Here is a 21,875-nt window from a genome sequence, read left to right as displayed (position 1 = left end):
CGAACATGATCGATTCATCGGCGAAACAGTCAGGAAGCATCATCACGGCCTGCTCGCGCTGCATGTTTCCCGGCCAACGCACCGTCGCGCGAGGCTCAGTCTGCGTCAGGTGCCCCATCCACCAGAGTGAGGAAGCACAATGAAGAAGTCACTGCGTCTCAGCGCCGCGGTCGCGGTAGCCGCCGCAGCATCGCTCACGCTCGCGTCCTGCGGGTTCGGCGGCGGCTCCGGCTCCGGGGACGAGGCCGGCGGGACCACGCTGGACCTGCTCGTCCCGAGCTACTCCGACAGCACCCAGGGCCTGTGGGAGGACGTCATCGAGGGCTTCGAGGAGGAGAACCCCGACATCAGCGTGAACCTCGAGGTGCAGTCGTGGGACAACCTCGAGAGCGTGATCGCCACGAAGGTCCAGGGCGGCGAGGCACCCGACATCTACAACGGCGGCCCGTTCGCGGGGTTCGCGGCCGACGGCCTGCTCTACCCGGCCGAGGAGGTCGTTTCGGCCGACACCTACGGCGACTTCCAGGAGTCCTTCCTCGCCAACGCCGAGGTCGACGGCACGGCCTACGCGCTGCCGCTCATCGCGTCGGCGCGCGCGCTGTTCGTCAACAACGCCCTGCTCGAGCAGGCGGGCGTCGCGGCGCCGCCCACCACCTGGGACGAGCTGCTCGACGCGGCGACCAAGATCTCCGCGCTCGGCGGCGGCACCGCGGGATACGGCATGCCGCTCGGCTCGGAGGAGGCGCAGGCCGAGGCGGCCGTGTGGCTCTGGGGCGGCGGAGGCACGTTCGGCGACGCGACCGAGATCACGGTCGACGACCCGGCGAACCTCCCCGGCGCCGAGCAGATCAAGAAGATGATCGACGCCGGCGCGACGCAGGCCGACCCCGGCTCGACCGACCGCTCGCCGCTCATGGACATCTTCATCCAGGGCAAGATCGGCATGCAGGTCGGCCTCCCGCCGACCGTCGGCCAGATCGAGGAGAACAACCCCGACCTCGACTACTCGATCGTGCCCATCCCCACCCAGGACGGCAGCCCCTTCACGCTCGGCGTCATGGACCAGCTGATGGCCTTCCAGAACGACGGCGACAAGCAGGACGCGATCACGAAGTTCCTCGACTACTACTACACGTCCGACGTCTACGTGCCGTGGGTGCAGGCCGAGGGCTTCCTGCCGGTCACGAAGTCGGGCGCCGAGGCGCTCGGCGGCGAGGAGGCGCTCGCGCCGTTCCTCGAGGTGCTGCCCGACGCGCAGTTCTACCCGAGCACGAACCCGCAGTGGGCGGCCACGGATGCCGCGTTCAAGGCGCTCTTCGGCCAGCTCCAGACGAAGCCGGCGCAGGAGGTCCTGACCGAGATCCAGGCGCAGGCCGACGCGGGCTGATCCCCGCGACGACCGCAACCGCACCGAAGCACCACCGGAGGGATCGGTGACCATCGACATCATGAGCACCACGACCGACACGTCATCGACCCCCGCGGGGGCGGCCACCGGCCGCCCCCGCCCCGGCGGGACCGACTCCCGCACCGGCCGCAGGCCCGGCGGACGCGACTTCCTCGCGTCGCTGCCGTGGATCGGGCCGGCCCTCATCCTCATCTTCGGCGTCGTGCTGTTCCCGGCCGTCGTCATGTTCTTCAACTCGACGCGCGACATCTCGATCTCGGGCGTCGACCACGGCTCGGTCGGCTTCGACAACTACGTCGAGGTCTTCTCGTTCCCCTACTTCTGGCCGATCTTCGCGCGCACGATCGTCTGGGTGGTGGTCGTCGTCGCGGCGACGGTCGTCATCTCGCTCGGGCTCGCGCAGGTGCTCAACAAGGCGTTCCCGGGGCGGCGCATCGTGCGCCTCGCGGTGATCATCCCGTGGGCGGCATCCGTCGTGATGACGACCATGGTGGTGTACTACGGCCTCGAGCCGTACTTCGGCATCATCAACAAGTTCCTCGTCGACATCGGCCTCGTCGACACGCCCGAGGGGTACGGGTGGACCCGCAACCCGGCCACCGCGTTCGCGTGGTCGATCGTCGTCGCGGTGTTCGTCTCGCTGCCGTTCACCACGTACACGATCCTCGCCGGCCTCGCGACCATCCCCGGCGACGTGCTCGAGGCGGCCAAGATGGACGGCGCCGGGCCGATGCGCACCTACGTGAGCGTCATCCTCCCGCAGCTGCGCGGCGCCCTCAGCGTGGCCGTGCTCATCAACATCATCAACGTCTTCAACTCGCTGCCGATCCTGAAGGTGATGACCGGCTCGATCCCCGGCTACGACGCCGACACGATCATGACGCTGATCTTCAAGTACATCCAGAACCAGCACAAGGTCGACGTCGCGAGCGCGCTCTCGGTCGTCGCCTTCCTCATCGTCATCGTGATCGTCGCGGTGTACGTGAAGGTCGTCAAGCCCACGAAGGAGGTCTGAGCCGTGGCCGTCACCGCACCCGCCTTCGAGGCGATCGGCGCGCCCGCGCCATCGAACCGCCGACGTCGCTACACCGAGGACCAGGTGTCCATCGGCCGCGTGCTGCTGCGCATGCTCGGCGGCTTCATCGTGCTGGCGATCTTCGTCCTGCCGTACACGATCATGTTCTTCGGCTCGGTGAAGACCAAGGCGCAGATCCGCTCGGTCGATCCCACGTACCTCCCCACGGAGTGGCACTGGGAGAACTACGTCAACATGTGGTCGACCCCGGAGACGCCCCTGCCGCAGAACCTCATCTCGACCATCGTCATCGCGGTCTTCGCGACCGTGCTCGTGCTCGCGGTCGCGATGCCGGCCGCGTACTACACCGCGCGATTCCGGTTCCCCGGGCGCTTCGTGTTCCTCTTCCTCGTGATCGTCACGCAGATGCTGCAGCCCGCGGTGCTCACGTCGGGCCTCTTCCGCCAGTTCGTCACCCTCGGCCTGATCGACACCTGGGCCGCGATGATCTTCATCAACGCCGCGTTCAACCTCTCGTTCGCGGTGTGGATCATGCACTCGTTCTTCGCCGGGGTGCCGAAGGAGATCGACGAGGCGGCGCAGATCGACGGCGCCGGGCGCCTGACGGTGCTCTTCCGGATCCAGCTGCCGCTCGTGTGGCCCGGCATCGTGACCGCGATCGTGTTCACGTTCGTGGCGTGCTGGAACGAGTTCGCCGCCTCGCTCGTGATCCTCTCCACCGCCGGCAACCAGCCGCTCTCGGTGGCGCTCACGAAGTTCGTCGGCCAGTACGAGACCTCGTGGCACTACGTGTTCGGCGTGTCCATCGTGGCGATCATCCCCGTCGTGATCCTCTTCATGATCATCGAGAAGCGCCTCGTCGGCGGCCTCACGGCGGGCAGCGTCAAGTAGGTCGAGGAGGGGGCGACGGATGCCCCGGCATCCGTCTGCCCCGCTCACCCGGCCGGCGCGCGCCTCAGGCGGCGTCGGCCGCCGTCGTCCAGAGCCCGAGCACGTTCCCCTCGGTGTCGCGGAAGTACCCGAAGTACCCCATGCCCGGGATCGCGGTCTTCGCCTGCACGACCGCGCCGCCGAGCGAGGTGATGCGCTCGAGTGCCGCGTCGATGTCGTCGACGTCGACCGTGATGATCGGGTTGGGCAGGTCGGCGGTGCGCTCGAACATGCCGCCGTTGATCGCCCCTGGCTCGAGCGGCGCCTGCGTCGTCTCGTCGACCGGGGTCGTCACCACGTTGGTGTATCCCAGGTCGGGCAGGACGTCGAGCCGCCAGTCGAAGGCGTCCCGGTAGAACCCCCGTGCTCGTTCCTGGTCGTCGGCCGGGATCTCGAAATGCACCACGCCGGACATGTGGTCACCCCTCTCGTGTGGGGCACGACACGGTGTCGCCCGGGCACGTGTCGCCTGGCCACCGTACCGCGCCGGTCGGGAGCATAGTCCTCAGGTGGGAGAGCCGGAAGGGCGCTCCTGACACGTGCGCTATTCGTGCCAGGGGACCCCGCGCACGGGGTAGTACGCGATGCCCGCTTCGTCCCAGTGCGTGCCGAGCGCCGCGACCCGGCCGAAGAACTCCTCCGTGTCCCGCGAGTCGCCGACGGCGGGCGCCGGCGACCAGCCGATCTCGGCGATCGCCGTCAGCCGGGGGAACGCCATGAACTCCACGTCCGAGATCGACGCGAGCGTCTCGGTCCAGATCGGCGCCTCGACGCCCAGGATGTCCGGCTCGTCGACGCCCGGGATGATCGACGACGGTTCCCAGAGGTACGCCTCGTCGATCGTGGTCGGCCCCTTCGCCCAGTCGAGGCCGAGCGTGTGGCCGAGGGCGTTCTGCGGATCGTCGACGTACTTCATGTCGAGGTAGGCGACGTCGGCGGGGGAGAGGATCACGCTGCCGCCCTGCTCGACGAACGAGCGGGTGAGCTCCGCCGCGTCGCCCTCGGGCTCGACGAAGCTCCAGTACTGCCCGACGGTGCCGGCGGGCAGCTCCCGCGAGGCGCCCATCTCGTGCCACCCGATGACCGTCTTGCCGGTCGCTGCTGCGGCCCGGGTCATCCGCCGCACGAGGTCGAGGTAATCGTCGCGACTCGTCGAGAGCGACTCGTCGCCGCCGAGGTGCAGCCACGGTCCGGGCGTGAGCTCGGCGAGCTCGCGCGTGACGTCGGCCAGGAACCGGTCGGTCGCTTCGGCTCGCTCGGGCGAGGCGCAGAGCGACGAGAAGCCGACCTCGACGCCCTCGTACGGCGCGGGTGCGACGCCGTCGCAGTTGAGCTCGGGGTACGCGCTGAGTGCGGCGTTCGTGTGCCCGGGCAGGTCGATCTCGGGCACGATCGTGATGAACCGCTCGGCGGCGTACTCGACGATGCGGCGGTAGTCGTCCTTCGTGTAGGAGCCGCCGCCGTCCCCGCCCACCGAGGTCGCGGCGCCGACGCCCGTGAGCTCGGGCCACGAGTCGATGCGGATGCGCCAGCCCTGGTCGTCGGTGAGGTGCAGGTGCAGCACGTTGAGCTTCACGAGCGCGATGGCATCGAGGTAGCGGAGCACGTCCTCGACGGGGAAGAAGTGCCGGGCGACGTCGAGCATGGCGCCCCGGTAGGCGAAGCGCGGGGCGTCCTCGACGGATGCCGCGGGCACGATCCATCCGCCGTCGGGCGCCGTCGCGGCATCCGCTCGCTCGATCGCCGCCGGCAGCAGCTGCCGCAGCGACTGGGTGCCGCGGAAGAGTCCCGTCGCGGTGTCGGCCGCGACCCGCACCCCGCCGTCGCCCGACTCGAGCGTGTAGCCCTCGGGCGCCGCGTCGGGCGCCTCGCCGTCGGCGACCACGAACGCGAGGTCGGATGCCGCCGGCTCCCCCTCGACGACGGGCAGCTCGAACCCCGTCGCCGCCCGCGCCTGCCGGGCGAACGTCTCGGCCACCGCCGACGCGCCCTCGCCGGCCGCGACGAGCCGCGACGACTCGGTGAGCCGGAACGGCGCCCCCTCGTGGAGCACGAAGGACGTGGGGGCGGGGATGATGCCGGTCACGGCGTCTCCGTTCTGTTCGGCGGTGCAGGCGGTGAGCGACCCCGCCGCCGCGATCGCGACGAGGCTCGCGAGCGCGGCGAATCGGCGGCCGAGGCGGCGGGCCGGACGGGTGGCCGGGCGAGTGGCCGGACGGGTGGCCGAGGGGGCTCGGCGGCGGTCGGGGGCGGTGCGTCGATGCATGCGTCCTCGTGGTGGGCAACGGTCCGGCCGGTAAGGCAGGAGTCCTAACAAATGGCGTCGACACCATCCTGCCATGTCGGGACGCCGTATGACAGCCTTCCCGTGGGCGAGCGGCCCGCGCCGGGCATCCGTTGCTATGCTTGCGAGCGTCGCGACTGGCGTTGAGATGGAGTCCCATCGGGGAGCGACTGGCACGGACCGACCGCTCGCCTGGGCCGGTGCGACTGCTGCCGCGCGAGTCGCGCTCGCAGCAGCACCCATCAGGTCCGCATGTCATGAAGGAGCCAGTCTTGGCCGAATCCGTCTTCAATCAGCCGCTGTCCGAGGTCGACCCCGAGATCGCCGAAGTCCTCGATCTCGAGCTCGGACGCCAGCGCGATTACCTCGAGATGATCGCGAGCGAGAACTTCGTTCCCGTCTCGGTGCTGCAGTCCCAGGGCTCGGTGCTCACGAACAAGTACGCCGAGGGCTACCCCGGCCGCCGCTACTACGGCGGCTGCGAGTTCGTCGACATCGCCGAATCGCTCGCCATCGAGCGCGCGAAGAGCCTGTTCGGCGCGGAGTACGCGAACGTGCAGCCGCACTCGGGCGCCACCGCCAACGCGGCCGTGCTCGCGGCGATCGCCACCCCCGGCGACACGATCCTCGGGCTCGAGCTCGCGCACGGCGGCCACCTCACGCACGGCATGAAGCTCAACTTCTCGGGCAAGCTCTACAACGCCGTCTCCTACGGCGTGAACCCCGAGACCTTCCTCGTCGACATGGACGTCGTGCGCGACAAGGCCCTCGAGCACAAGCCGCAGGTCATCATCGCCGGCTGGTCCGCCTACCCGCGCCACCTCGACTTCGCCGCGTTCCGCGCGATCGCCGACGAGGTGGGCGCGAAGCTCTGGGTCGACATGGCGCACTTCGCCGGCCTGGTGGCCGCAGGCCTGCACCCGAACCCCGTGCCGCACGCCGACGTCGTGTCGTCGACCGTTCACAAGACGATCGGCGGCCCCCGCTCGGGCTTCATCGTCGCGCGCGACATGGAGCTCGCGAAGAAGCTCAACTCCAACGTGTTCCCGGGCCAGCAGGGCGGTCCCCTCATGCACGTGATCGCGGCCAAGGCCACGGCGTTCAAGATCGCGGCATCCGCCGAGTTCCGGGATCGCCAGGAGCGCACCATCCGCGGTGCGCAGATCCTCGCGGAGCGGCTCACCGCCGACGACTCGCGCGCCGCCGGCGTCGACGTGCTCACGGGCGGCACCGACGTGCACCTCGTGCTCGCCGACCTGCGCAACTCGAAGATCGACGGACAGCAGGCTGAGGACCTGCTCCACGAGGCGCTCATCACCGTGAACCGCAACGCGGTGCCCTTCGACCCGCGCCCGCCGATGGTCACCTCGGGCCTGCGGATCGGCACCCCCGCGCTCGCCACCCGCGGCTTCGGCGACGCCGAGTTCACCGAGGTCGCCGACCTCATCGCGCTCGCGCTGCAGGGCGAGGCGGATGTCGCGTCGCTCCGCTCGCGCGTCGAGGCCCTCACGGCGGCGTTCCCGCTCTACCCCGGCCTCCAGCAGTAGGGAGCGGCATGACGGCGATCACGCTCGACGGCATCGCGACCGCGACGGCGGTGAAGGGGGAGCTCGCGTCGCGCATCGCCTTGCTGCGCGCACACGGGGTCGTGCCGGGCCTCGGCACGCTCCTCGTCGGCGATGACCCGGGGTCGCGCTCCTACGTCGCGGGCAAGCACCGCGACTGCGCCGAGGTCGGCATCGAGTCGATCCGCGTCGACCTGCCCGCGTCGGCGACCACCGCCGACGTGCGCCGGGCGATCCACGACCTCAACTCGGCGCACGAGGTGACGGGCTACATCGTGCAGCTCCCGCTGCCGGCGGGCCACGACGAGAACGCGATGCTCGAGCTCATCGACCCCGACAAGGACGCCGACGGCCTGCACCCGACCAACCTCGGCCGGCTCGTGCTCGGAATCGAGGGCGAGCTGCACTCGCCGCTGCCGTGCACGCCCGCCGGCATCGTCGAGATGCTGCGTCGCTACGACGTGCCGATCCGGGGACGCCACGTCACCGTGATCGGACGCGGCCTCACCGTGGGTCGTCCGCTCGGGCTGCTGTTCACCCGCAAGGGCCTCGACGCGACGGTCACGCTGACGCACTCGCGCACGCAGGACCTCGCGGCCGAGGTGCGCCGCGCCGACATCGTCGTGGCCGCCGTGGGCGTGCCGCACCTCGTGCAGCCCGACTGGATCAAGCCCGGCGCGGCCGTGCTCGACGTCGGCATCACGCGCGTGCAGGACGAGGAGACCGGCAAGGGCCGGCTCACCGGCGACGTCGACCCGGGCGTCGCCGAGGTCGCGGGCCACCTCTCGCCGAACCCGGGCGGCGTCGGGCCGATGACCCGTGCCATGCTCCTGGCGAACGTCGTGAAGTCGGCCGAGCAGCGCCTGCACCGGTAGGAGCGACGAACGCGAGCGGATGCCGCGGGCCGGGTGCCCGGGGCATCCGCTTCGTCGTCGGCGCGCGCGGGCACCGGCGGCATCGGCCGTCGACCTGACGGTCGCCCCGTGTTCACCCGGCGTGCACCGCCCGGCCGTCCGGGCGGCATAGCTTCGCGCCATGACCCACGTCGACCTCCGGCACGCGCCCGCCGCGGCGGGTCGCGCGCCTCGCGTGGCCGCCGGTCCGCGCGCGGCGGTCCCGCCGACGGCACTGGCGACGGCGATCATCCCGGCGCGGGGCGGCTCGCAGGGACTTCCGGGCAAGAACGTGGCACGCGTCGGGGGCATCCCGCTCGTCGCACGGGCGGTGCTCGCCGCGCTCGCCGCGGAGCGGATCGGGCGCGTGGTCGTCACGACCGACGACGACGGGATCGCCGAGGCGGCGCGCCACGCGGGCGCCGAGGTCGTCGCGCGTCCTGCCGAGCTCGCCGGCGCCACCGCGTCGAGCGAGTCGGCCCTCCGGCATGCGCTCGGGGCGCTCGGACTCGACGCCGCGGCGGGCGACGAGCTCACCGTGTTCATCCAGGCGACGTCGCCGTTCATCGACCCCGCCGACCTCGACGCCGCGATCGAATGGGTCACGTCCGGCGAGCGGGACGTCGTGTTCTCGGCCGCGGCGTCGCACGTCTTCCTGTGGCGCGACGACGCCGTCGCGGGCGCCTCCGGCGTGAACCACGACGCCGCGCACCGTCCGCGCCGGCAGGACCGCGAGCCCGAGTACGCCGAGACGGGTGCGTTCTACGTGTTCCGCACCGCGGGGTTCCTCGCTGCGGGCCACCGCTTCTTCGGGCGCGTCGGCATCCGGCCCGTGCCCGCCGACCACGCGATCGAGATCGACGACGCCGCCGACCTCGAGCGGGCGCGGGCGATCGCGCCGCAGGTCGACCGGGCGCTCGCGGCGGCACGCCACCACCCCGGCGACGAGCCGCGGCATCCGCTCGTCGAGGTCGACGCGCTCGTCACCGACTTCGACGGCGTGCACACCGATGACATGGTGATGGTCGACCAGCTCGGACGGGAGACCGTGCGCGTGAGCCGCAGCGACGGTCACGGCATCGCACGTCTCCGGGCCGCCGGCGTGCCCGTGCTGATCCTGTCCGCCGAGGAGAACCCGGTGGTCGGCCGCCGGGCCGAGAAGCTCGGGGTGGAGTGCGCGCAGGGCGTCGCCGACAAGGGCGCGGTGCTGCGCGAGTGGGCGGCGGCCCGCGGCATCCGGCTCGATCGCATCGCGTACCTCGGCAACGACCGTGGCGACCTGCCCGCGCTCGAGCTCGTGGGCTGGCCGATCGCCGTGGCCGATGCGACGCCCGAGGTGCTCGCCGGTGCCCGCCTCGTGCTGCGCCGCCGGGGCGGCGACGGGGCCGTGCGAGAACTCTCCGACCTCATCGTCGGAGCCCGTATGACGAGGGGCGCGACCGGCGCCTCGAACGAGGAGGAGTGAGCGAATGACCGCTGTGCGCATCGGCCGATCGGTGATCGGTCCCGGCCTGCCCGTCTACGTGATCGGCGAGATCGGCCTGAACCACAACGGCGACGTCGGGATCGCCAAGCGACTGATCGACGTGGCGGTCGAGTGCGGCGCCCAGGCCGTGAAGTTCCAGAAGCGCACCCCCGAGATCGCCACGCCCGAGCACATGCGCGACGTGCCGCGCGAGACGCCCTGGGGCACGATGAGCTACCTCGACTACCGGCGCCGCGTGGAGTTCGGCGAGGCCGAGTACCTCGAGATCGCGTCGTACGCGATGCGCGCAGGGGTCGACTGGTTCGCGTCGCCGTGGGACGTGCCGTCGGTCGAGTTCCTCGAGGGGCTCGACGTGGTCGCGCACAAGATCGCGTCGGCGTCGGTGACCGACCTCGAGCTGCTCGACGCCGTCGCCCGCACCGCCAAGCCCGTGATCCTCTCGACCGGCATGTCGACGATCGAGGAGATCGATCGCGCCATCGAGGCGCTCGGCACCGATCGCCTCGTGCTCATGCACGCCACGTCGAGCTACCCGATGCCCGCCGAGGAGGCCAACCTGCGCATGATCGACACGCTGCAGAGGCGCTATCCCGGCGTGCCGATCGGCTACTCGGGCCACGAGTGCGGCCTGCAGATCTCCCTCGCGGCGGTGGCGCTCGGCGCCGTCGCGGTGGAGCGCCACATCACCCTCGACCGCGCCATGTGGGGCAGCGACCAGGCCGCCTCGCTCGAGCCGCAGGGCCTCGAGCACCTCGTGCGCGACATCCGCATCATCGGCGAGGCCATGGGCGACGGCGTGAAGCGCGTCTTCCCCGGTGAGGAGGCGCCGCGGGCCAAGCTGCGCCGGGTGCCTGCGTGAGCGGCACGCTCCTCGTCGTCGCCGACACCGACTCGTACGTGAAATGGGGCGCCGCGCTCGCGTCGCAGCTGCCCACGGATGCCTGGCGCATGCGCCTCGTCGTGCTGGCCACGCCCGCGCAGCCGAGCGCGCGCCAGCTCAGGGTGGCGCTCGCCGGATCGCGCGTCGCCCCGGCGGACGTCGACGTGGTCGAGCTCGACGCGCTCGCCGGACTGGTCGGCGGGCTCCGGCCCGAGGCGGTGCTGCTCGCGCTCCGGGGGCCGCTCGTGCGGGTGGTCGCACCCGTGATCGGTGCGTCCGACGATCGACCGGTGCTCATGAGCGGCTTCCCCGGCCTCACGATCCCGGCCGAGCCGAAGGCCGTGATCTACCGGGAGCAGGTCGACCTCATCGTGCTGCACAGCCGACGCGAGGTGCGGGAGTTCCGCGCGAACGCCGAGCTCCTCGGCCTGCCCGTCGAGCTCGGGCTCGCGACCCTCCCGTTCCTGCGGACGGCGGCCCGGCAGCACGCCGGAGCCGGCGCGGCGGGCGCGGCCCCCGCAGGGTCCGCTGGTCACGGCACGGCGGGATTCGACGCGGCACGCACCGACCTCCTGTTCGCCGCGCAGGCGAAGGTCCCGTCGCTTCGGGAGGACCGGGTGCGCCTCCTCGGGTGGCTCGCGGATGCCGCCCGCCGGCGTCCGCAGCGCCGGGTGGTGGTCAAGGTGCGCGCCCGTGCCGGCGAGGCGCAGACCCATGCCGAGTCCTACGACTTCGCCGAGCTGCTCGCGGACCCGCAGGTGCGCGCCGAGCTCGGCGGCACCCTGCCCCCGAACCTCGTGGTGGAGGACGGCCCGATGGCCGACCACCTCGCGCGGGCGTCCGCCCTCGTCACCGTGAGCTCCACCGCGGTGCTCGAGGCGGTGGCCGAGGGCGTGCCGTCGCTCGTGATCGACGAGTTCGGGGTCGAACCGAAGCTCATCAACACCGTGTTCGTCGGCAGCGGGCTGTTCGGTGGTGCGGGCGACCTGGTCTCGGGCGCCGCGAGGCACCCCGAGCCGGAGTGGCTCGGCGACAACTACTTCCACGGCGCCGACGCCGACGACTGGCTCGTGCGGCTCGACCGGCTCGTCGCGCGTCGACGGGATGGGCCCCTCCCGCTCGCGCGGCGGCGGTACAACCTCGCGGGCGGCGCGCTGCGCCGGGCGTTCGAGCGCAAGCGGATGCTCGGACGGCACGACCGGTCGTTCGAGGGCGTCGCGGCGATGCTCGTCGCCCTGCCCCTGCGCTGGATCGTGCGGCGGGTCCGCCGGCTTCGCAACCGGCTCGCGCCCGAGCGAGCCTGACCGGTCGGGCTCGCACGCGCCGCAGCGCGGACGCGTCCTCGAGATCAGTCGACGGGCGCGGTGTGCTCCTCGACATGGCGCAGGTAGGCGGCGGCGTTGCGCCGGATGCCGTCGCGCTCCGGCTCGGTGAGCTCGCGCCGCACCTTCGCGGGCACGCCCGCCACGAGCGATCCTGGCGGCACGACGGTGCCCTCGAGCACGACGGCGCCTGCCGCGACGAGCGAGCCCGATCCGATCACCGCGCCGTTCAGCACGGTCGCGCCCATGCCGACGAGGCAGTCGTCCTCCACCGTGCAGCCGTGCAGCACGGCGCCGTGCCCCACCGACACGCCGCGTCCGATCGTGAGCGGGAAGCCGGCGTCGACGTGGCAGACCACGGTGTCCTGCAGGTTCGCGTCGGCGCCGAGCACGATGGGCTCCGCCTCGGCGCGCAGCACCGCGTTGTACCAGACGCTCGAGCCCGCCTCGAGGCGCACGTCGCCGACGATCACGGCACCGGCGGCCACGAAGGCGCGCTCGTGCACGACCGGCGCGGGCACGTCGGCGATGGTGAGGATGCGGGCCGAGGGATCTGCGCTCATGGCGCCAGCCTACGGGGGCCGGCGCGGCCGATCACGACTCAGCCGTCCGTCCGTCGCCGCGCCACCGCAAGTCGCACCGACCGGTACACGGCCCCCACGGCGAACACGGCGAGACCCGCGAGCACCGACTCGACCGGCAGGGTCGCGACCAGCACGAGGCATCCGATCGCCCCGGCGGCGCTCAGCCACCGCGGCACGCGACGCTCGGTCGACGGCTGGGTGAGCGCCGAGGCGTTCGCGACGAGGTAGTACACGAGCACGCCGAACGAGCTGAATCCGATCGCACCCCGGAGGTCGGCCACGAGCACGAGCACGACGACCGCCACGGCCACCGCGATCTCGGCGACGTGCGGGACCCCGAACCGCGGATGCACCGCGGCGAGCGGCGCCGGCAGCTCACGATCCCTCGCCATGGCCAGGGCCGTGCGGCCGATGCCCGCGATGAGGGCGAGCAGGGCGCCGAGCGCGGCGAGTCCCGCGCCGACCTGCACCACGGGCACGGCCCACGCCCACCCGCTCACGGCCACGAGATCGGCGAGCGGCGCATCGACGCCCGCGGCCAGGTACGCGGGTCCGAGCACGAGCAGGAGCACCACGGCCAGCGCGCCGTACACGGCGACGACCACGCCCAGGGCGATCGCGATCGCGCGGGGGATGGTGCGCGCCGGATCGCGCACCTCCTCGCCGAGCGTCGCGATGCGCGCGTAGCCGGCGAACGCGAAGAACAGCAGGCCCGCGGACTGCAGCACCCCGTACCAGCCCGCGTCGGGCACGCCCTGCTCCTGCTGCGACCGGACGCCGACCTGGACCAGGTCCGCCACGCCCGAGGCCAGCACGAGGGCGAGCACCCCGAGCACCACGACCACGATGATCGCGGCCGCACGCGCGGTGCGGGTGATGCCGCGGAGGTTCACGGCCGAGAGCGCGACGACGGCGAGCACCGCGACGGGCTTCTCCCACGGACCGGGCAGGAGGTAGTCGGCCGCGGTCATCGCCATCGCCGCGCAGCTGGCCGTCTTGCCGACCACGAATCCCCAGCCCGCGAGGAACCCCGGCCACTCGCCGAGCCGCTCCCGGCCGTACCGGTAGGCGCCGCCCGATTCCGGATACCGCGCCGCGAGTTGGCCCGTCGAGCCCGCGTTCGCGAAGGCCACGAACCCGGCGATCGCGAGGCCCGCCAGGAGCCAGGCGCCGCTCGCCTGGGCGGCCGGGCCCCAGACGGCGAAGACCCCCGCACCGATCATCGACGCGAGTCCGATGACCACGGCATCGCGGAGGCCGAGGCGGCGGGCGAGGCGATCATCGGCGGGAGGTTGGGCTGCGGTCACGCGGGAACCCTACTCCAGCGTGAAGCGGTGACGCCGGAATCGTAGGATCGACGCATGCCAGCCGAGTCGCAGCCGACGAACCAGCCCGCAGCCGAGCCGATGCCAGTGCGCGGGCGCGGGCCATCGCACCCTGCCGTCGACCGCGTCGCGAGCGTGCTCGCCGCCGAGGGACTCGAACCGAGCATCGTCTGGTTCGACGACGCCGTGACCACGGCGCAACTCGCCGCGGACGCGCTCGGCGTCGAGGTGGGGCAGATCGCCAACTCGCTCGTCTTCACGATCGACGACGAGCCGATCCTCGTGCTCACTTCGGGCGCGCACCGGGTCGACACCGACTGGCTCGGCGACCGCCTCGGCGGCACGATCCGTCGCGCGTCGAAGGAGACGGTGAAGTCGGCGACCGGCCAGGTGATCGGCGGCGTCGCCCCCGTCGGGCACCCCGCGCCTGTGCGCACGATCGTCGACGTGCAATTGGCCGAGTATGCCGAGGTGTGGGCGGCCGCGGGGCACGCGAAGACGGTGTTCCCCACCACCTTCGACGAGCTCGTCCGGATCACCGGCGGAACGCCCAGCCCGGTCGAGCCCTGACGAGCGCGGCGGCGCCTAGTCGTCGAGGCTTCCCATCGTCAGGTTGAGCGTCGTGCCGGTGACCCCGCTCGCTCGGTCGGATGCCAGGAACGCCGCCATGTCGGCCAGCTCCGCGAGCGTCATGAGGCGTCGGGGGTGGGTGCGGCCGGCGAGCACCTCCAGCCACTGGTCCCAGGTCATCCCCAGGGCCTCGGCGCGAGGTTCGTAGGCGTCCCTGATCGTGCGGCTCTCGGGCATGGCCTGCGGCCGCAGGCCGACCACTCGGATGCCCCGTGGTGCGAGCTCGGCCGACAACGCTCGGGTGAGCGCCTCCTTGGCGGCCATCGCGGGTCCGTAGCCGCCCACCGACGGGATGCCCGTGCGCGCGTGCGAGGCCGTGACGGTCATGATCACCCCCGACGCCCTCGCGACCATCCGACGGGCCGCGAGGCGGGCCGTCAGGAAGTACGACATCGCGTAGGTCGTGACGGGCAGCGCGAACAGGCCTGCCTCCAGGTCGACCAGGGGGACGCCCAGGATCTCCGCGTTCGGGATGCCGACCGCGTTGAACGAGATGTCGACGCGGCCGGCCGCGTCGATCACCGATTGCAGGTGGCGGTCGATCGCCGGCTCGTCGAGCGCGTCCACCTGTGCGGCGTCGGCGGAACCGCCGGCGGCGATGATCTGCTCGGCCACCGCGTCGACGGGTCCGAGGGAGCGTCCGGTCAGGACGACGCGGGCCCCCTCGGAGGCGAAGGCCCGCGCGACGGCGGCGCCGATGGCGCCCCCCGCCCCGTAGACGACCGCGACCTTGTCGTGCAACAGCATGGGCTTCCTCCTTGCGTCGTGACGTGGATCCGTCGATGATGCAGACACCGCGACGGCCTGGAACCGGGCGCACATCGACCGCCCGGTTCGCGACCCGGCCGGTGTCCATACCGGCAGGGGCGGATACGTGCGGACGGAGGCGATCAGACGGTGATCGACGAGACGGACCTGGTCGCCAGGGCGCGCGCCGGCGACGGCGACGCGTTCGGGGTGCTCGTGGAGCCGCACCGTCGGGAGTTGCAGGTGCACTGCTACCGGATGCTCGGATCGTTCCAGGACGCCGAGGACGCGCTCCAGGACACGCTGCTGAGCGCGTGGCAGGGCCTCGACAGCTTCGAGGAGCGGGCGTCGCTCCGCACCTGGCTCTACCGGATCGCCACCAACCGGTGCCTCAACGCGCGCCGCGCCGCCCGGCGCCGGCGGGCCAAGGAGTGGGACATCCCCGACGTCGAGCCGCCGGAGCCGACGGGAATGGGGGAGCTCCCCTGGCTCGAGCCGTACCCCGACGCGCTCCTCGCGGGTGCTGCGACCGCATCGCCCGGGCCGGAGGCCCGCACCGAGCAGGCCGAGGCGATCTCGCTGGCGTTCGTGACCGCCCTCCAGCTCCTGCCGCCTCGCCAGCTCGCCGTGCTCATCCTGCGCGACGTGCTCGGCTACCACGCGCGCGAGGTGGCCGGCATGCTCGACTCGACCGTCGGATCGGTCGACAGCGCCCTGAAGCGGGCTCGCGCCGGCCTGCGGGGCCGCCTCCCGTCGAGCGGCGAGCGCGAACCGGCTCCCGCTCCCGATTCGCCGGCGGAGCGCGCGCTCGTCGCGAGGTTCGTCCGCGCCTACGAGTCCGCCGACATCGCGGCACTCGTCGACCTGCTCACGGAGGACGTCACGGTTTCGATGCCGCCGATCCCGTTCGAGTACGCCGGCCGCGACGCCGTCGCCCGGTTCTGCGCCGCCATCATCCGGCCGGGACGCACCTACGACCTCGTGCCGACGCGGGCGAACGGCCAACCGGCTTTCGCGCTGTACGTGCGCGTCGCCGACGACGGCCTCCGGCAGGGCACCGGCCTTCTCGTCCTCGACCTCAGCGGCGACCGCGTCTGCGCCATGACCCGGTTCGAGCGCAGTGTGCTGCCCTCGTTCGGGCTGCCGCCATCGCTCCCGGGCTGACCGGGTGCCCACGCGCGGCTACGCGCCGACCTGGATCGACGAGATCGTCCGTCGCCGCTCGAGTGCGGGCACCGACACGCGTTAGGCGTCGCGCCGGGCGCCCTGGCTCGGGTGCACGGCGAAGATGGACGGCTCGCGGTAGCCGTGCTCGGCGAACGCCGCCAGCACCTCCCGGGTGATCACGGGCACCAACCCGTCGATCACGAGGGCGATGGCGGAACCGCCGAAGCCCCCGCCGGTCATGCGGGCGCCGATCGCGCCGTTCGCCTGCGCCGTCGCGACGGCGAGGTCGAGCTCGGGCACCGAGATCTCGAAGTCGTCGCGCATCGAGACGTGCGACGCGTCGAGGAACGGACCGATCGCCCCGGGTCCCTGCTCGCGCAGCGTGCGCACGGTGTCGAGCACCCGCTGGTCCTCGGTGACCACGTGGCGGACGCGGCGGAACGTCTCGTCGTCGAGCAGTCCGGCGGCCCGCTCGAGGTCGTCGGGTCGCAGGTCGCGCAGCGAGTCGGCGCCGAGGGCCGCGGCGCCCGCCTCACAGGAGGCGCGACGCGCGGCGTAGCCCCCGGAGGCGTGCGCGTGCTCGACCTTCGTGTCGATGACGAGCAGCGTCAGGCCGTCGGCCGAGAATCCGAGCGGGATCACGTCGGCGTCGAGGCTGCGGCAGTCGAGGAAGACGCCGGCGTCGGCCTCGCCGAGCAGCGACGCCGATTGGTCCATGATCCCGGTCGGGGCGCCCACCACGCGGTTCTCGGCGAGCTGGCCGACCTTCGCGAGGGTGGGGCGATCGAAGCCGAGGCCCCAGTGCTCGTCGAGCGCGACGGCGACGGCGCACTCGATGGCCGCCGACGAGGACAGGCCGGCGCCGATCGGCACCGAGCTCGTGATGTACAGGTCGACGCCGCGCACATGCGGGAGGTCGGCGCCGTGCTCGCCGAGGGCCCACGCCACCCCGAGCGGGTAGGCTGCCCAGCCGTCGACGGCGTCGGGCGTGAGCTCGTCGAGGTGGATCTCCACCGCCTCGGGCGCGAAGCTCGACGCCACGCGCACGACGCGGTCGTCGCGGTCGCCGAGCGCCACCGCGGTGCGGTGGTCGATGGCGAACGGGAACACGAATCCGTCGTTGTAGTCGGTGTGCTCCCCGATGAGGTTGACCCGGCCGGGCGCGGACCATGCGCCGATGGGCGCGCGCCCGTACCACTCGGCGAACCCGTGCATCGCGTCGGCGACCTCGTTCATGCCTCGACCCCTCCGATCGCCCGTCGCAGCGCGTCGGCCTGCGCCTCGGGGGCCACGTCCCCGATCCATGCTCCCATCGCGGCCTCGGAGCCCGCGAGGTACTTCAGCTTGTCGGCGGCCCGACGCGGGCTCGTCAGCTGCAGCATGAGCCGCACGTCGCCGCGATGCTCGTGCACGGGGGCCTGGTGCCACGCCGCGATGTAGGGCGTGGGCGTGTCGTAGAGGCGGTCGACGCCGCGCAGCAGCCGCAGGTAGAGCGAGGCCAGCTCGTCGCGCTCGGCGAGCGTCGTCTCGGCGAAGTCGGGCACGTGGCGGTGGGGCAGCAGGTGCACCTCGATCGGCCAGCGCGCCGCGAACGGCACGAACGCCGTCCAGTGCTCGCCGGCGAGGAGCACGCGCGGGCCGTTGCGCTCGCGCTCGAGGATGTCGCCCATGAGGGTCGGCCCGTAGTCGTCGATCGCCGCGAGCAGGCGCTCGGTGCGCGGTGTGACGTAGGGGTAGGCGTAGATCTGGCCGTGCGGGTGGGGGAGCGTGACGCCGATCTCGCGCCCGCGGTTCTCGAAGGGGAAGACCTCCTCGACGCCGTGCAGGGCCGAGAGGACGGCCGTGCGCTGCGCCCACGCCTCGATCACCGTGCGGGCGCGCGAGACGCTGAGCGTGCCGAAGGAACCCTCGTGCTCGGGGCTGAAGCACACCACCTCGCACCGGCCCACCGAGGTCGACGTGCGCTCGAGGCCGACCCGACGCAGTGCGGCCAGGGCCTCGCTGCTGGCGGCATCCGCCGCGGCGAGCTCCGGCCCGAACGAGGGCGACCGGTTCTCGAACACCGCGACGTCGTAGGTGCTCGGGATCTCCGACGGGTTGCCCGGCTTCTGCGGGGCCAGCGGGTCGAGGTCGGCCGGCGGGAGGAAGACCCGGTTCTGCCGCGCGGCCGCGATCGAGATCCACTCGCCGGTGAGCGGGTCCTGTCGCATGTGCGCGGTGGCGGGTCGCGGGTCGAGCGTGCGTTCGTCGATCGCGCGTTCGGCCGGCAGCGTCGTGTCGGCGTCGTCGAAGTAGATGAGCTCCCGACCGTCGGCGAGTGTCGAAGGACGCACCGCGATTCGGGGGTCCACGATGGCGCCGGATGCCGGTGATCCGCTCTGTTCGGTGTGGTGCACGCCGCCACCCTACGCGACTTTCGTTTCGCAAACAACCGGGTTTCGTATTGCAAAGAACATGCGGGACGCGCACAATGCACGTATGACGGATGCCGCACCGACGGATGTCTCGGCCGGGGCGGCCGCTCCGCCGCTCGATGCGCCCCGCCGCCGCCAGCTGGCCATGGCGCTCGTCGCCGAGCGCGGATTCGTGCGGGTCGCGGAGCTCAGCGCGGCGTTCGGCGTCACCACCGTCACCGCGCGCGCCGACCTCGACGCGCTCGAACGCGAGGGATCGATCCGCCGCGTGCACGGCGGCGCGGTCCCGGCCTCCTCGCTGCTCGAGGCCGAGCGGCCCGATCGCGAGCCGACGTTCGAGGAGGCGCTCGCCGCATCCGTGGAGCCCAAGCGGCTGATCGGCGAGCACGCCGCCTCGCTCGTGCGCAGCGGCCAGAGCGTGATCCTCGACGTCGGCACCACGACGCTGCAGATCGCCCGCGCCCTGCGCGCCCGCGCCGACCTGGACGATCTCGTGGTCTTCACGAACGGCCTCTCGATCGCCCTGGAGCTCGAGGACGAGATCCCGCGGTTCACGGTCGTCGTCACGGGCGGCACGCTGCGCCCGAAGCAGCACTCGCTCGTGCATCCGCTCGCCGGCTCGATGCTCGACGAGGTGCACGTCGACCTCGCGTTCATCGGCTGCAACGGCATCGACCCGATGCACGGGGTCACCAACTCGAACCTACCCGAGGCGGCGGTGAAGTCGCTCATGCTGCGCGCGGCGGCCCGGTCGATCGTCGTCGCCGACGGCTCGAAGCTCGGCGAGGTGCACCTGGGCCGCATCGCCCCGATCGACGCGTTCGACGTGCTCGTGACGGATGCCGCCGCGCCGCTGCCGCTCGTCGCCGAGCTCGAGGCAGCGGGGCTCGCCGTGCAGCTCGCACGAGACCCTAAAGTGGATCCATGACCCTTCCCACGGGCGAGCAGTTCGTGCTCGAGACGTCGACGGCCAGCGGCGACCTGCGCGCCACGATCACCGCAGTGGCCGCCGGCATCCGCACCCTGACCATCAACGACATCGACCTCGTGCCGCCGTACGCGGAGGACCAGCCCCAGCCCATGGGGGCGGGCATCGTGCTCGCACCGTGGCCGAACCGGATCCGCGACGGCGTGTGGACCAACGACGGCGTCGAGCACCGCCTCGCGATCACCGAGCCCGCGCGCAACAACGCGATCCACGGACTGCTCCGCTACACCGAGTACAAGCCGATCGCCCGCGAACGCGACTCGGTCACCCTCGCCGCGACGATCTACCCCCAGCTCGGCTATCCGTTCCTGCTCGGCACCGCGGTGCACTACGAGCTCGTCGCCGACGGGCTGCAGGTCACGCACTTCGTCGAGAACCTCGGCGCCGAGGCCGCGCCCGTGGCCATCGGCACGCACCCGTACCTGAAGATCGGCGGCGTGCCGACGGCCGACCTCACGCTCCGCCTCGACGCGGCGAGCCACATCGAGGTCGACGACCGCCTGCTGCCCACGGGCGAGGTGCCCGTCGACGGCACCGAGTGGGACTTCCGCGAGGGACGCAGGGTCGGCGACGTCGAGCTCGACGACGCGTTCGGCGAGCTGGCGAGCGACGGCGGCCAGGTGCTGCACACGCTCACGGCCCCCGACGGGCGCAGCGTCTCGATCCGGGCCGACGACGAGTTCGACTACGTGCAGGTGTTCACGACGAGGAGCTTCCCCGGAGAGGACGGCGACGTCGCCATCGCGGTGGAGCCGATGACCGCACCCGCCGAGGCGTTCAACTCGGGTCGCGGCCTGCGCTGGCTCGACCCGGGCGAGGAGTGGCAGCTCACCTGGGGCATCCGGTTCGACGGCTTCAGCGCCGACTGACGCGCCGCCGGGCGTGCCGGGCGGCGCCGCCCTGCCCGCCGGGATGCGACGCGCGGAACGCAGGCCGCGAGGGCGTCGTCATCCGACGCACGACCCCGAGTCCACCTGCGCCTCGAGGGCGGGCGCCTGCTCGGCGAGCGGCGAGAGCGTCGAGACGGGGATCGCGTACCCCACGTTCTCGACGGAGTCCGACTTCGCGAACACGACGCCGCTCACCGAGCCGTCGCCGCCGAGCACGGGTCCGCCCGAGTTGCCGTGGTCGACGTCGGCGGCGAGGGTCATGATCTCGCGCGTCGAGGTGCGCCCCGACTCCTCGATCGTGATCGGCTCGATCGACATCACGCGTGCCGGGCGCAGTTCGAGCGGTCCGCCGAACGGGTAGCCGGCGACGGCCACGTCCGAGCCCGCGCCGGCGTCGGCGATGGCGAGGGGCGGGGTCAGGAGCCCCGAGACGGCGATGAGCGCGAGGTCGTTCTCGGGGTCGAACGCGACGACGCGCCCGCCGAGGGCCGGCTGCCCGGGTGCCTCGATGATCGGCTCGGTGACCCCGGCGACCACGTGCGCGTTGGTCACGATGCGGTCCTCGGCCACCACGAACCCGCTGCCCGAGAGATTGCTGCCGCACTGGAACGCCGTGCCGGTCACGCGCACCACGGATGCCGCGGCGCGCGCGAGCTCGGCGTCGTCGACGCCGCCCGTCGGCAGCTCGGGAGCCTCCGTCGGTCCGTCGAGCACCTCGACGAGCCACGGGATGCCCTGGCCGAGCGCCGCGGTGCGGAGTTCCGCGAGCAGCGTGCGGGCGGGTGCGGGCGTGACCTGGTCGAGCGTCGTGAGCACGCGCGATCCCGCGAGCGCGGGCGAGAGCACGGGCACGCCCATGGCCGAGACGCTCGAGCCCACGAGCGCCACGACGAATGCGGTGACGAGGAGGTTGCCGATCGCACCGAGGATGCGGTCGAGCACGCCGAGCTTCGCCGCCCGCGCACCGTGCCGGAGCGCGCGCCCCACGACGGCGCCGAGCCACGCGCCGAGCGAGAGCAGCACGAGCGCCGCCGCGATCGCCGCGGGTGCGCGCCACTCGGGGGCGGGGATGAGCCCGGCGACCCACGGCATCACGAAGAACGCCGCGATGCCGCCGAGGACGAGTCCCACGAGGCCGGCCGCCGTGTGCAGGAGGCCCGCACGGTAGCCGTTCACCGCCGCCCCGATGAACACGAGCACGAGCAGCACGTCGAGCACCAGGCTCCAGCCCATTCTCGCTCCGTTCCCTCGTGTCGCGGATCACCAGCCTGCGGCATCCGCCTCGGAGACCGCTGGAAGCGGGCCGCACACGACGGACGGCCCCGA

At 72.4% G+C, this 21,875-nt stretch carries 20 protein-coding genes and 1 riboswitch; of the genes, 12 read left to right on the top strand and 8 right to left on the bottom strand.

Going from position 1 to position 21,875, the window contains the following annotated elements; genetic code table 11:
* Positions 1-139: 139 nt before the first annotated feature.
* The 3 genes from EV187_RS12520 to EV187_RS12510 all read left to right on the top strand — a co-directional run bounded on the left by EV187_RS12520 (position 140) and on the right by EV187_RS12510 (position 3,335).
* Complete coding sequence (locus EV187_RS12520; RefSeq protein ID WP_130353419.1) at positions 140-1,387, top strand: extracellular solute-binding protein; 1,248 nt, start codon at positions 140-142, stop codon at positions 1,385-1,387.
* Positions 1,388-1,448: 61 nt separating this feature from the next.
* A complete protein-coding gene (locus EV187_RS12515; protein ID WP_130353418.1) occupies positions 1,449-2,423 on the top strand; it encodes a carbohydrate ABC transporter permease in 975 nt (324 codons plus the stop codon).
* Positions 2,424-2,426: 3 nt separating this feature from the next.
* Entirely contained in the window at positions 2,427-3,335 is a 909-nt protein-coding gene (locus tag EV187_RS12510; RefSeq protein WP_242609594.1) for a carbohydrate ABC transporter permease, read from the top strand.
* Between the two features lie 64 nt (positions 3,336-3,399).
* Here EV187_RS12510 and EV187_RS12505 read toward each other — a convergent pair whose 3' ends face one another.
* Positions 3,400-3,789: a VOC family protein gene (locus tag EV187_RS12505; protein WP_130353417.1), complete on the bottom strand. Its 390-nt coding sequence runs from the start codon at positions 3,787-3,789 to the stop codon at positions 3,400-3,402.
* Between the two features lie 129 nt (positions 3,790-3,918).
* Positions 3,919-5,640: a beta-N-acetylhexosaminidase gene (locus EV187_RS12500; protein WP_130353416.1), complete on the bottom strand. Its 1,722-nt coding sequence runs from the start codon at positions 5,638-5,640 to the stop codon at positions 3,919-3,921.
* 141 nt (positions 5,641-5,781) lie between these two features.
* Positions 5,782-5,863, top strand: a riboswitch (ZMP/ZTP riboswitch).
* A gap of 67 nt (positions 5,864-5,930) precedes the next feature.
* Here EV187_RS12500 and glyA point away from each other — a divergent pair.
* The 5 genes from glyA (at position 5,931) to EV187_RS12475 (ending at position 11,786) form a co-directional block, all read left to right on the top strand.
* Positions 5,931-7,205: a serine hydroxymethyltransferase gene (glyA, locus tag EV187_RS12495; protein ID WP_242609593.1), complete on the top strand. Its 1,275-nt coding sequence runs from the start codon at positions 5,931-5,933 to the stop codon at positions 7,203-7,205.
* Positions 7,206-7,213: 8 nt separating this feature from the next.
* Positions 7,214-8,098, top strand: a complete 885-nt coding sequence (locus EV187_RS12490) for a bifunctional methylenetetrahydrofolate dehydrogenase/methenyltetrahydrofolate cyclohydrolase (RefSeq protein WP_130353414.1) — start codon at positions 7,214-7,216, stop codon at positions 8,096-8,098.
* A gap of 160 nt (positions 8,099-8,258) precedes the next feature.
* The gene (locus EV187_RS12485; protein ID WP_130353413.1) at positions 8,259-9,581 is read left to right on the top strand and encodes an acylneuraminate cytidylyltransferase; all 1,323 of its coding nucleotides are present in this window, start codon (positions 8,259-8,261) and stop codon (positions 9,579-9,581) included.
* A gap of 4 nt (positions 9,582-9,585) precedes the next feature.
* Positions 9,586-10,461, top strand: a complete 876-nt coding sequence (locus tag EV187_RS12480) for an N-acetylneuraminate synthase family protein (protein WP_130353412.1) — start codon at positions 9,586-9,588, stop codon at positions 10,459-10,461.
* Entirely contained in the window at positions 10,458-11,786 is a 1,329-nt protein-coding gene (locus EV187_RS12475) for a DUF6716 putative glycosyltransferase (RefSeq protein WP_130353411.1), read from the top strand. The genes EV187_RS12480 and EV187_RS12475 overlap by 4 nt, the downstream gene beginning before the upstream one ends.
* A gap of 44 nt (positions 11,787-11,830) precedes the next feature.
* Here EV187_RS12475 and EV187_RS12470 read toward each other — a convergent pair whose 3' ends face one another.
* Positions 11,831-12,367 (bottom strand): gamma carbonic anhydrase family protein, encoded by a 537-nt coding sequence (locus EV187_RS12470; protein ID WP_130353410.1) that lies wholly within the window; start codon positions 12,365-12,367, stop codon positions 11,831-11,833.
* Positions 12,368-12,405: 38 nt separating this feature from the next.
* Positions 12,406-13,695, bottom strand: a complete 1,290-nt coding sequence (locus EV187_RS12465) for an APC family permease (protein ID WP_242609592.1) — start codon at positions 13,693-13,695, stop codon at positions 12,406-12,408.
* Between the two features lie 99 nt (positions 13,696-13,794).
* On the opposite strand from EV187_RS12465, the gene EV187_RS12460 reads away from it, so the two are divergent.
* On the top strand, positions 13,795-14,283 hold the full coding sequence (locus EV187_RS12460; protein ID WP_130354055.1) for a YbaK/EbsC family protein: 489 nt from the start codon (positions 13,795-13,797) through the stop codon (positions 14,281-14,283).
* A 15-nt stretch (positions 14,284-14,298) separates the two neighbouring features.
* On the opposite strand, the gene EV187_RS12455 is transcribed toward EV187_RS12460, so the two are convergent.
* The gene (locus EV187_RS12455) at positions 14,299-15,090 is read right to left on the bottom strand and encodes an SDR family NAD(P)-dependent oxidoreductase (RefSeq protein WP_130353409.1); all 792 of its coding nucleotides are present in this window, start codon (positions 15,088-15,090) and stop codon (positions 14,299-14,301) included.
* A 150-nt stretch (positions 15,091-15,240) separates the two neighbouring features.
* On the opposite strand from EV187_RS12455, the gene EV187_RS12450 reads away from it, so the two are divergent.
* A complete protein-coding gene (locus EV187_RS12450) occupies positions 15,241-16,254 on the top strand; it encodes a sigma-70 family RNA polymerase sigma factor (protein ID WP_242609591.1) in 1,014 nt (337 codons plus the stop codon).
* 81 nt (positions 16,255-16,335) lie between these two features.
* Here EV187_RS12450 and galK read toward each other — a convergent pair whose 3' ends face one another.
* Entirely contained in the window at positions 16,336-17,493 is a 1,158-nt protein-coding gene (gene galK, locus EV187_RS12445) for a galactokinase (RefSeq protein WP_130353408.1), read from the bottom strand.
* Positions 17,490-18,611, bottom strand: coding sequence for a galactose-1-phosphate uridylyltransferase (galT, locus tag EV187_RS12440; RefSeq protein ID WP_423190895.1), 1,122 nt, complete (start codon positions 18,609-18,611; stop codon positions 17,490-17,492). The genes galK and galT overlap by 4 nt, the downstream gene beginning before the upstream one ends.
* Positions 18,612-18,735: 124 nt before the next feature.
* On the opposite strand from galT, the gene EV187_RS12435 reads away from it, so the two are divergent.
* Together EV187_RS12435 and EV187_RS12430 are read left to right on the top strand one after the other, a co-directional pair.
* Positions 18,736-19,599 carry a DeoR/GlpR family DNA-binding transcription regulator gene (locus tag EV187_RS12435; protein ID WP_130353407.1) on the top strand — a complete coding sequence of 288 codons (864 nt, stop codon included), beginning with the start codon at positions 18,736-18,738 and terminating at the stop codon, positions 19,597-19,599.
* Positions 19,596-20,528: an aldose 1-epimerase family protein gene (locus EV187_RS12430; protein ID WP_130353406.1), complete on the top strand. Its 933-nt coding sequence runs from the start codon at positions 19,596-19,598 to the stop codon at positions 20,526-20,528. Before EV187_RS12435 ends, EV187_RS12430 begins: the two co-directional genes overlap by 4 nt.
* Positions 20,529-20,606: 78 nt before the next feature.
* Here EV187_RS12430 and EV187_RS12425 read toward each other — a convergent pair whose 3' ends face one another.
* On the bottom strand, positions 20,607-21,782 hold the full coding sequence (locus tag EV187_RS12425) for a MarP family serine protease (RefSeq protein WP_130353405.1): 1,176 nt from the start codon (positions 21,780-21,782) through the stop codon (positions 20,607-20,609).
* Positions 21,783-21,875 lie beyond the last annotated feature (93 nt).

Source organism: Agromyces ramosus (assembly GCF_004216665.1).
Classification (GTDB): domain Bacteria; phylum Actinomycetota; class Actinomycetes; order Actinomycetales; family Microbacteriaceae; genus Agromyces; species Agromyces ramosus.
Note: the sequence above shows the minus strand (reverse complement) of the source record. Positions and strands in the feature narration are given on the sequence as shown.